The sequence below is a fragment of the Actinophytocola sp. genome, assembly GCF_009379765.1.
Classification (GTDB): Bacteria; Actinomycetota; Actinomycetes; order Mycobacteriales; family Pseudonocardiaceae; genus Actinophytocola.
Genome location: NZ_WHTD01000231.1, coordinates 1 through 10,502, shown reverse-complemented (window position 1 = coordinate 10,502; position 10,502 = coordinate 1). Strand labels below are relative to the sequence as shown.

The 10,502-nt window shown below is 69.4% G+C and carries 10 protein-coding genes; 6 read left to right on the top strand and 4 right to left on the bottom strand.

Going from position 1 to position 10,502, the window contains the following annotated elements; all coding sequences use genetic code 11:
- Positions 1-830: 830 nt before the first annotated feature.
- Complete coding sequence (locus GEV28_RS39885) at positions 831-2,615, top strand: AAA family ATPase (protein ID WP_291419173.1); 1,785 nt, start codon at positions 831-833, stop codon at positions 2,613-2,615.
- Complete coding sequence (locus tag GEV28_RS39880) at positions 2,612-3,856, top strand: hypothetical protein (protein ID WP_291419171.1); 1,245 nt, start codon at positions 2,612-2,614, stop codon at positions 3,854-3,856. Before GEV28_RS39885 ends, GEV28_RS39880 begins: the two co-directional genes overlap by 4 nt.
- A 181-nt stretch (positions 3,857-4,037) precedes the next feature.
- Here GEV28_RS39880 and GEV28_RS39875 read toward each other — a convergent pair whose 3' ends face one another.
- Positions 4,038-6,572: an AAA family ATPase gene (locus GEV28_RS39875; RefSeq protein WP_291419176.1), complete on the bottom strand. Its 2,535-nt coding sequence runs from the start codon at positions 6,570-6,572 to the stop codon at positions 4,038-4,040.
- A 135-nt stretch (positions 6,573-6,707) separates the two neighbouring features.
- Between GEV28_RS39875 and GEV28_RS39870 the strand changes: the two genes are divergently transcribed.
- Both GEV28_RS39870 and GEV28_RS39865 read left to right on the top strand, forming a co-directional pair.
- Complete coding sequence (locus GEV28_RS39870; RefSeq protein ID WP_291419169.1) at positions 6,708-7,061, top strand: hypothetical protein; 354 nt, start codon at positions 6,708-6,710, stop codon at positions 7,059-7,061.
- Positions 7,062-7,383: 322 nt separating this feature from the next.
- Positions 7,384-7,836, top strand: a complete 453-nt coding sequence (locus GEV28_RS39865; protein WP_291419166.1) for an SRPBCC family protein — start codon at positions 7,384-7,386, stop codon at positions 7,834-7,836.
- Here GEV28_RS39865 and GEV28_RS39860 read toward each other — a convergent pair.
- Genes GEV28_RS39860 through GEV28_RS39850 form a run of 3 tightly spaced genes read right to left on the bottom strand, consistent with a single transcriptional unit; the run spans position 7,799 to position 9,333 of the window.
- Positions 7,799-8,041, bottom strand: a complete 243-nt coding sequence (locus GEV28_RS39860; RefSeq protein ID WP_291419164.1) for a hypothetical protein — start codon at positions 8,039-8,041, stop codon at positions 7,799-7,801. The genes GEV28_RS39865 and GEV28_RS39860 overlap by 38 nt on opposite strands.
- Positions 8,035-8,379, bottom strand: a complete 345-nt coding sequence (locus tag GEV28_RS39855; protein ID WP_291419162.1) for an NAD(P)H-dependent oxidoreductase — start codon at positions 8,377-8,379, stop codon at positions 8,035-8,037. Before GEV28_RS39855 ends, GEV28_RS39860 begins: the two co-directional genes overlap by 7 nt.
- A 39-nt stretch (positions 8,380-8,418) precedes the next feature.
- Positions 8,419-9,333 (bottom strand): EamA family transporter, encoded by a 915-nt coding sequence (locus GEV28_RS39850; RefSeq protein ID WP_291419160.1) that lies wholly within the window; start codon positions 9,331-9,333, stop codon positions 8,419-8,421.
- A 41-nt stretch (positions 9,334-9,374) separates the two neighbouring features.
- On the opposite strand from GEV28_RS39850, the gene GEV28_RS39845 reads away from it, so the two are divergent.
- Positions 9,375-9,890, top strand: a complete 516-nt coding sequence (locus GEV28_RS39845; protein WP_291419158.1) for a MarR family winged helix-turn-helix transcriptional regulator — start codon at positions 9,375-9,377, stop codon at positions 9,888-9,890.
- Between the two features lie 94 nt (positions 9,891-9,984).
- On the top strand, positions 9,985-10,338 hold the full coding sequence (locus GEV28_RS39840) for a hypothetical protein (RefSeq protein ID WP_291419157.1): 354 nt from the start codon (positions 9,985-9,987) through the stop codon (positions 10,336-10,338).
- The last annotated feature ends 164 nt before the right edge of the window (positions 10,339-10,502 follow it).

Here is a 10,502-nt window from a genome sequence, read left to right as displayed (position 1 = left end):
TGCCGCTCATCCAAGTGCGGCAGGATCGTCCCGAACTTCGCCGCCAGGACCTGCTCATCGATCTCCACGACCATGGCCATACCAGAACCATGACAGAACAATCACGACATGTACAAGTTAATTTGAGACAATTCCTTAGTAGACTTTTGCCGCAAGTCAAGCAAAAGTTGTGCTCATTTGTACAAACTTCGCGAAGTTTCGAACAAAAGCATTCGAGGTTGCGCCGTTCGGATGACGGAGCACTCGGTCGTCGGGGACCGTGCGAGCGCGCGCCCGGCCAGCCCGGACGTCCTGGCCGCGTCGGTGTGTCCCGCGTCCTCGCGCACGTCGACACCACGGCGACCACCATGGCGAGCGAGTGGCGCCCTGACCAGGCCGTCCCCGCGCGGCCGGCGCCTCGTCGTGCCGCCAACGGCGGGCGGCCGCCGACAATGCGGATCACCGGGCCTATCGCTATTCGCCGCTCGACATTTTCTTGCGACTGTCAACGTGTCAACACTGGTGGTTCCACATAGGTCGACCGTAGGGTAATCACCCTGTTACGTAGTGCGCGCTCGTAAGACTGGGGCTGGAGCCGAACGCGGGCGGCCGTACGTATTGCTGACTCGTTTGTCTAAAGTGGCCGCAGCCACATGTCGAGTGCACCGTCGTGGTGTCATCGTTGTCATGTTGACGGTTTCTGGGGAGGCACCGTGGAACGTTCTCGGGCGGCAGTACATCGAACGATCCTTGTCGTCGATGTGGAGGGTTTTGGCGATCGTCGCCGGACCAATGTGGATCAGCTCACGGTGCGCGCCGGTCTCTATCGCGCACTTCAACAGGCATTCCGGGTGGCCGACATTTCCTGGGCCGCGTGTGAGTACGAGGACCGCGGCGACGGCGCGCTGATCCTGGCGCCGCCGGAGATGACCAAGGGCGCCTTCGTCGAGGATCTCCCCCGCGCGCTCGTCGACGCCCTCCATGCGCACAACCGGACGCACGGTGCCGAGGAGCAGGTGCGACTACGCATGGCCCTGCATGCCGGGGAAATCAACTACGACGACCACGGCGTGACGGCGGCGGCGATCAACCTGGCATTCCGACTTCTGGACGCCGCACCGTTGAAAACGGAGCTCGCCGGGTCGTCCGGGGTGCTGGCGGTCATCACGTCCTCGTGGTTCTTCGAGGAGGTCGTCCGGCACAGCAGGGTCTGCGACATGACCGCCTACCGTTCGATATCGGTGACGGTCAAGGAAACGGCGACGACGGCGTGGGTCCACCTTCCTGAACGTCACGGCGACGGTCCGCACGACGCACCTGGCTCGGAGGGGTGTCCCGAATACCCGGAACCGACCCTGCTCGGCCGCGACCAGGAACTGGTTCGCTTGCGGCGGGCGGCGAGTACGGCTCGGGCCGGCCGGTTCACGCTCGCTCTCGTGACGGGAGAACCGGGCATCGGCAAGTCCGCTCTCGCGGGAGCCGTCGGCCGGCAGCTCGCGGCCGACGGATGGACGATCGCGTGGGGCAACTGCCCCGAGCGCGAAGGCAGTCCCGCGGGCCAGCCCTGGGCGGAGATCCTGCAGGCGCTGGTCGACCGGTTCCCGCCCCGACACCACGCCGTGGAGCTCGCGCCGCTGCTGGACGACCACGCCACGCTGAGTGCGGCGGGTGATGTGCCCGCGGCCCGGTTCAGGCTGCGTACCGCGGTCGGCTTGTATCTCAGCGCGGTGGCGCGTGCCAACCCGCTCCTGATCGTGCTCGACGACCTCCATCATGCCGACGGGGAGGTGCTGGCTTTGCTCACCCACCTGGCCGGGGCGCTGGTCTCGGAGCCCGTGTTCCTCATCGCCACCTACCGGCCCACCGAGGTCGACGAGCATCTGGCGGAAGCCTTGGCGACCCTCGCCCGCCACCAGCCGGAACACGTCGATCTCACCGGGCTGGACACCGAGGTGGTGTCGGACCTGATGCGCGCGCTGTGTGCGCGGCCCCTCGCGGACGACACCGTCGCCGCCATCGCCCGTCGCACCGAAGGGAACCCCTTCTTCGTCCGGGAGATCGCCCGGCTGCTGGAAACCGGCGGCGAGCACGCCGCCATCGGCGAGGTACCGCCGAGCGTGCGACACATCGTCCGGCGGCGCGTCGCCCGGTTGTCCGCCTCGGCGCAGACCGTTCTGCACCACGCCGCGGTCATCGGCCGCGACTTCACCATCGACGTGCTCGCCGCGGTCACCGGCATGGACGACGACGTTCTCATCGAGTGCCTGGACACCGCCCTGCGGGCCGGACTCCTCGTCGAGCCGCAGACCGCCACCCGAGCCCTGCGGTTCGCCCATGCCCTCGTGCGGGAGACGCTTTCCACGACATCTCCCAGCTGCGCCGTAGCAGCCTTCATGCCCAGGTCGGCACCACCATGGAACGCCTGCGCCCGCACGACGCGGTCGCACTCGCCCACCACTTCAACGCCGCCCACGCCCCGGACGCGGCCGCGAAGGCGGCCCGGTACCTGCGGCTGGCCGCGGAGCAGGCCGAGCGGCGTTATGCCCACCGGGAGGCGGCCGGTCTCTGGCAACAGGCCGTCCTTTCCTACGCGCACGCACCCGGAGGCACCGAGCGGGACCGACTCGAGCTCGTGATCGGCACCATCCGGACGCTGTCCACCGCCGGCGAGCACGTATCGGCTCGGACCCTGCGCGACGACACCCTCACCGAGGTGATCGGCCTGGGTGACGCCGAGCTCACCACGCGGGTCATCGTCGCCTACGACACGCACGGCCTGTGGCCGCCCCACCCGTACGGCGACACGCCCGAGAAGATCGTCGAACAGATCGACCAGACCCTTCACCGGCTCCCGCCGCACCACCGCGAGCTGAGGTGCCGCCTCCTGGCCAGTCTCGTCATCGAGCTGGAGCAGTCCGACGACCCGCGCGCCGACCCGGCATCGCTGGAGGCGGTCACGATCGCCCGCCGGCTCGACGACCCGGCGCTGCTGGCGACGGCGCTCAACGCCCGCTTCCGGCAGAGCTACTGGACGAGCGCCCTCGCCGAACGCGAGCGAATCGCGACCGAGCTGCTGTCGCTGGGCCGGAACCACCGGCTCATCGCGGTCGAGGCGACCGGCCGGCAGGCGCTGATCCGGTGCGCCTGCGGCCGCGGCCGGTTCACCGCGGCGGACGAGCACGCCACCGAGATCGAGCGGCTCGCCACGACCTACGACCTGCCGGCCGCGGCGGCCGCGGCGGCCTGGTACCGCGGGTTGCACCACGTCGTCGGCGGCCGGTTCGCCGACGCGGAGCACGCCTACCAGCGCGCCGCCGAGCTGACCAGCCAGGCGGGAATGGCCGACTTCGAACAAGGCGTCTTCCCGATCGAAACGTTGTCGATCGCACTGTGGACGGACAAGCTCGCCGACCTCGTGCCAGCGTGCCAGGACGCCTACAACCGTTGGCCCACACCGGGAACCGAGGCCCTCGCGCTCACCCTGGCCGCGGCCGGCCGGTTCGACGAGGCACAGGTCGTCGCATCGCGGCGTCCCCCGATACCCAGGGACATCCGCTTCACCGTCGTCATGGCGTTACGCGGGCTCGTCGGGCTCGCCCTCAACGACCACGATCGGATCACCGAGGCCTACCAAGCACTTCGCCCACTCGACGACGAGATCGCCGGCGGCGACACCGGCGGCTACGCCGTGCTGCTCCCCATCGCGCAGCTCCTCGGCGACCTGGCCGTCCGACGCGGCGAACCCCAGACGGCCAACACCCACTACCTCAAGGCCCGCGTGGTCGCCGAACGAGCGAACGTGCCACAGTGGACGGCCGCCGCCCGCGACGCACTCGCCCGCACCATCACCCGGTCCAAGCCACACCGAGCGTGGTGACAAACCCGCGAGTCCAACGCTCCGAACCCGCGAGTCCAACGTTCGGGACCCGCGAGTCCACCGTTCGGGTCGGTGGACCACCCCGCGCAGGGTGCGTCCTGTTCTCCTCGAATCGCCTCGCCAGGGGGATCTGGATGGCGCCGGGTTCATGCTCGCGGTTCGCGAGCGGGGAATGAAGCCCCTACTGTGTCGACAGGACGGACCGGATGTGCCGGATGTCGGCCGCGAACGTCGGTGATCGGCCAACTCCGGTCTGCTGCCACTTCTTGTCCGCCTGAGCGAGAAGGTGTGCCGCGGTGCGCTCGTCCTGAGCGACGAGGCACATGGCGTCGAGGATGATGCCTTGTGCGCGGCGATCCGACTGCGTGTTGGCGAGCTCTATGGCCATGTCGAGCGCATCGGAGGTGTGCTCGTCCGCGCGGGCGAGCACGATGACCTGGCGGCAGCGGCTGTGCAGCGCGTGGATCGGAAGCCCGGCGGCGGCGAGTTCGGTAGCCGCCTGCCCGTACAGCTCCGCGGCTTGACGGAGCAGCGTGGTGTCGGTCTCCTTCGGGTGGTTCCGTGCGCGGGCTTCGGTGCGAAGGGCCTGGCTGTCGGTTATCCAACCGATGCCTTCGGAGGTGCTGCGCCACCACCGGTTGCGTTCCACCGCGGCCAGTGCCGATGTAGCGCCGGACTCGTTGCCGCGCAGGATCCGCAAGCGGACGATCCAGCCGAGGAGCGGCACCACCGCGTCGCCGAGTTCGAGGGAGCGGACGAGCCTGACGGCGGCTTCGGCAGTTTCTTCCGCTCGTCGCAGGTCTCCGGTGCTCTCGTGGGTTCGGCTGAGCCAGACGAGCGCTCGGTGCTCGCCCCATGCGTCGCCGGTGGTCCGGTAATGCGTCGCGCTGACGTCGAGCCAGTGTGCGGAGTCGGTGAACTCACCACGCAGTGCGTGGCCGATGCCCGCCACGCAGGTGGCGCAGGCCATCAGCCAGGGGTCGCCGAGCGCGGCACCGAGTTGCTGTGCCCGGGCCGCCATGGCGTCCGCCTCGGCGTGGTGGTCCTCGCGATAGGCCGAGAAGGCGCTGACGAACATGCAGTAGCCGTAGTCCGCCGAGCCGGTCAGCCCGAGTCGCTCGAGGATCGCCTGTGCTTGACGTCCGTGCGCACGTGCCTGAGGCTCCATCGCGCGATGGCCGACCGAGCCGAGATGGCAGGACCAGATGAGGGCTCGGGTGCGCCGCAGCGGGTCCTGCTCACCTGGTCGCGTGTTGAGCGCACGTGCCACGCCCGGCCAACCGAAGGCCCGGTCACCGCGCATCCACAGGTACCAGCCGAGCGCGGCGACCAGGCGGAGGGCGAGCTCGTGGTTGCCGGTCCGGCAGCAGAGCTCGAACGCGGCCCGCAGGTTGCCGTCCTCGCGTTCGAGCATCCGGATGGCACTCCCCTGGCCGGCGGACCGCAATACCGGGGACTGCTCCTCGGCCAGTTCGACGTACAGCTCGGCGTGGCGCAGGCCCACCTTGTGTGCGTGACCTCGCTCGGCAAGCCGGCCGGCGGCGTACTCGCGCACGGTTTCCAGCATCCGGTAGCGCATCGTCCCGTCGTCCGCGGCGGTGGCTTGCAGGAGGGACTTGTCCACGAGCCTGAGCACCAGCTCGATCGTGGTCGCCGGGCACAGTCCGAGTCGCACGGCCAGGTTCTCGGCAACGGGCAGGGAGAACCTGCCCCGGAAGATCGACAGGTAGGCGAACACCTCCCTGGTCGGCTCGTCGAGCAGGTCATGGCTCCAGTCCATCGCGGCCTGCAGCGTGCGGTGCCGAGGCACGGTCCGCGATCCACGGGCGAGCAAACGAAATCGGTCGGCGAGTCGCTCGGCTATCTGCGCCGGGGCCAGCGCCCGGACCAGCGCAGCGGCCAGTTCTATCGGTAGGGGCAGTCCGTCGAGTCTGCGGCAGATTCGCACGACCTCCACGCAGTTCTGCTTGGTGAGCCGGAATCCCGGATCGGCCGAGCGCGCTCGGTCCACGAACAGCCGCACCGCCGAGTACCGCAGGACCTCCCGCGGATCGCCTTCATCCTGATCCTCGTCGCTCGGCACGACGAGTGAACCCACGGCGAAGGTAGTCTCGCCAGGCACGCCGAGAGCCTCGCGGCTGGTCGCCAGCAGCGTGGTTTCCCCGGTCCGGGTCAGCAATGCATCGATGACGACCGCCACGTCGTCGAGGAGATGTTCACAGTTGTCGAGGACCAGCAGGACGCGCCTGTGCGTGAGCGCTGCCACGAGCGCGTCGCCGGTTGGGCCACGTCCCGGCGGACCGTAGAACGAGCGGGTGGCCAGCCGTAATGTGGTGAGCAGCGCCAGGCACAAGTCCTCGCCGGCCCGGCAGGCGGTGAGGTCCACGACGTAGGCACCGTCCGAGCAGATCGGGCTGAGCTCATCGGTCGGCGCCCGCAGCACCTCCTCGGCGAGCCGGGTCTTGCCGGCCCCACCCGGTCCGACCAGAGTGACCAACCGGGACCGCGTGATCAACGTTCGCAGTTCGGCAAGCTCTCGGTCCCGTCCCACGAACGAGGCGATCGATCGGCCGACCGTTCGCACCGAAGGGGACTGCGATGCTGCCGGACCGGGACCGCCGGCCCGACCGAGCAAGCGAACCCACGCCGACGCGGTCGTCTCCTTGAGCCGCACTTCCACCCGCTGGAACTCGGCTGGTTCGACAAGAGCGGGCATCTGTCGGATCACGTCCTCGTACACACGATCAGAGGTGATCAGCGCGAGCGCCGCGGCGGAGTCGGCGAGCATCTGTTTGAGGACGGGCGCATCCGTCAAGCGGAACACATGGTTGACGGCGGTGCCGACCAGCCCATGACTGTCGGCGTCCACCTCGCCCGAATGGATACCGACACGAAGTTGCATCTGCGCGACCTCGCTGGAGACCTCATTGTGCCGACGCAGGCCGACATGAATCCCGTCGATCAACGACGACACGAGCACAGCCGTGCGAACATGCGGCGCGATAACCATGACAACACCGTCGCCGCGATCCTCGCAGTAGTAGTCGTCGGTCGACATGTGGCAGGCGGTGAGACCTTTATGCAGCAGGTCATACAACGCGTCGCGCAGATATTGTCGCACGTTATCGCTGCGGCCTTGATCGCAGAACGAGGCGATGTCGATGGTCAGGAGCCCGCATTGTCCGGACGGCGCCCACTGCTCTGAACTCCAGGTATCCCCCACGGAGTACTGCCCCCATGACGTAGTGACTCGGGTTGACGCGGGGAGCTTAGCCAACCTTCGATCGTCGTTTCCACGGTCTTCGATGTTTTGCCGTGTCGACCGAGCTAACGGATTAATCGACCTCGATCAATTTCGCGAGATTCTCATAAGTCGGCCGTGCCGGAGTCGGTCGGCATTCTGACCGAGCGCCGCGACCTCGCCGGGCATGACACCTCGGTCGTCGCCCATCGGTCACATTCGCTCGTCGCTACCCGTCATCTCAGATGACGTGCCGAACCCGGCAACGGTGACCAGGAGCAGCGCCATGCCACCCATCGAGTCCACAATAGACATCGCGTGCCCGGCCGACGTGGTCTTCGCCTACGCCACCGACCCGACACGGTTTCCCGAATGGCAGAAGGACGTCGTGCGCGTGCGGCTGGCGGCGGGGCGCCCGTCCACGGTGGGCTCGACGTTCACCACCACGCGCTGGATCGGCCGTACGGAGCGGACGACGACCCAGGAGATCACCGAGGTCGTGCCGCCCAGGAGGTGGGCGGCGCGCGGGGTCGACGGACCGATCCGACCGTCGGCGAGCATCACCGTCGACGAGCTGGACGGCGGCTCGACGTCGCGAGTCACGTTCACCCTCGACTTCGAAGGGCACGGGATCGGCGTGCCGCTCGTGCCCCTCGTCCGCCGGCAGGCGCAGAAGGCGGCCCCCGGCAGCTACCGGAACCTCAAGGAGCGACTCGAGAGCGGCGCCACCACCGGCTGAGCCGGCGCGGCGGCGCGGCCCCTGCCGCCGCCTCGACCGCCGTGCTGGCGTCGGAACCGAGCGCCGCCCCGCCCGGCGTGCGCTCGATCTGGTTGTCCAGCACGAACAACCCGGGCACCACGTGCCAGGCGCCGAGCGCGACCAGCACCGGCCGCGACGCGTAGTCCACGGTCAGCGCGTGCACCGGCGCACCGCCGGTCAGCACGGCAGGACCGCCTTTCCGGCCAGGGCAGCCTGCGGGAGCAGGTCCAGGAACGTCGTCAGCACACCGGAGCAGGCGGCCTTGTAGATCGGCGACGCGACGACCACCCCGTCCGCGGCGCCCACCGCGGCGACCGCGTCTGCGACGAGTGGGTCACCTGGATCGGCGCCGAGCAGCGCCTCGGCCGGCAGGCTTCGGACCGGAACGACCCGCACGTCGTGCCCGTCACCGGCGAGCCGGCCCGCGAGCCGGCCGGCGAGCCGGCCGGCGATGTGCTCGACCAGGGACACGGTGCGCGACCCGGTCGACGGGCTGCCCACGAGCGCGGCGATCGAGGACACCACAACCTCCGGGAATGTGAGAACCGGGCCCCGCCGTCCTCATTCAGGCACGTCGGCCGTCCGTCCGGCAACGACGTCCGGAGTGTGGAACGGCGCTGGTCCCTTCCGCGCTCCGCCCGGCCGGCCGAGCATGATTCCGGTGAGTACCAGCGCCAGTCCGAACAGCTGGCGACCGCTCAGCGCCTCGGCGGCGACGACCGTGCCCAGCAGCACGCCGGTGACCGGGTTCAGCAGCCCGACGAGTCCCACGGTGCCCGCGTCGAGGTGGCGGAGACCGGCGAACCAGGCGACGAAGGCGAGCGCGGTCGCCACGACGGCGACATAGGCGAACCCACCCACGGCGGGCGCGTCCAACCCGGGCGGCGCACCCTCCACGACGACCGCGACGGGCAGGAGGACGAGCCCGCCGGCGATCAGCTGCCAGGAGGTCAGCGACAGCACATCGACGTAGCCGCCCCACCTTTTCGTCAGCACGTAGCCGAACGACGACATGACCATCGCCCCGATCGAGGCCAGCACACCGCGCAGGTCGACCGCGACCGCGCCGGTGAAGAGCATCAGCGCGACGCCCGCGAGCCCGATGCCGGCCCCCGCGAGATGCCGGACCCGCGGCCGGGCCGACATCAGCATCCAGGCGAACAGCATCATCACGACCGGTGACGTCGCCATGACCGTCGCCGCGACGCTGGTCGGGAGTATCTGCGCGGCCACGTAGATCAGGGCGAAGAACGCGCTCATGTTCAGCGCGCCCAGGACCAGCGACCGCCACCACCACGACCCTCGGGGAAGCCGCCGGCACATCGCGAGCAGCAACAGGCCCGCCGGCAGCGCCCGCAGGAAGCCTCCGTACAGCGGGTGACCCGCGGGCAGGAACTCGTGGGTCACGAAGTAGTTCGACCCCCAGGCGACGGGTGCGATCGCGGTGACGAGCACCCACCGGAAAGTAGCTTCCATGGAAGACACTGTACCTTCTGTGGAAGCTATATAGTGCGCCCATGGCCGAGCCCCTCGATCACGTCGCACGCATCCAGGCCGAGTGGGCGCGGGAGCGCCCGGACCTGGACGTCCGCCCGCAGGGCGTGATCGGGCGGCTGCACCGCCTTGCCGGGCACCTCACCGAACAGCTCTGCGTCGTGTACCGGCGTCACGGGCTGGCCGAGGGAGAGTTCGACGTGCTGGCCGCGCTGCGGCGCGCCGGCCCGCCCTACGAGCGCGCGCCCGGCGAGCTGGCCCAGTTCACGATGGTCACCACCGGCGCGATGACCAAGCGCATCGACCGGCTGGAGCGCGACGGCCTGGTCTCGCGCAGGCGGAGCGCGAGTGACGGCCGCGGCCGGGTGATCGCGCTGACCACCGCGGGGCGGGAGCTGATCGACCAGGCGTTCACCGAGCACATGCGCAACGAGCACCGGCTGCTCGAGGACCTGACGGCGGACCAGGCGGCGCGGCTCGAGGCGCTGCTGACCACCTGGCTGGCCCGCTTCGAGGCGCCGCGCCCACCGGAGCGCTGACCCGGGCGAGGGCCGCTCGCCCGGGTGGCGGCCGGTCCCGCGCAAGCCGCCACCGCGGCAGTACCTTGGAACCATCAGGCTGGGGGGATCGTGCGTGCTGGTGGCCGTTGCGCTGCTGGTGGCTGGGTGCGCTCAGGTGGACGGGACCGTCGACGAGGCGTCGGCGGTCAAGGACAAGGCCGCGGTCTGCGCCGAGGCCCTGGGCCTGGCCGATCTCGACCCGCTGGTCGACCCGGACAAGCTCAAGGCCCGCGCCGAGGACAAGGAACGCCGGCTGCGCGAGCTGGCGGGCGAGGTGTCGGACCGCGACGTGAAGAACTCGCTGCTCACCATGGCCGACTCGTACGTCGAGGTGCAGACGGAACGCTTCGAGGACCTCTCCGTCGTCGCCAGGTGGGCCAAGCGCAACGCCGACCACCTCGACGCGCTGCGCAAGGCCTGCACCTAGTGTCGTGAGTCCGAGGAACGTTTGCGTTTGCCGGGGCCCAGATCGCCCCTGGCCGCGTTGTCGGGAAACCCGAATACGACCCGGTATGAGGGATTCCCTCCGCCTCGCCAGGAACGATCTGGATCCCCGGCAAACATCAAACAACCTCGAACTCACGACACTAG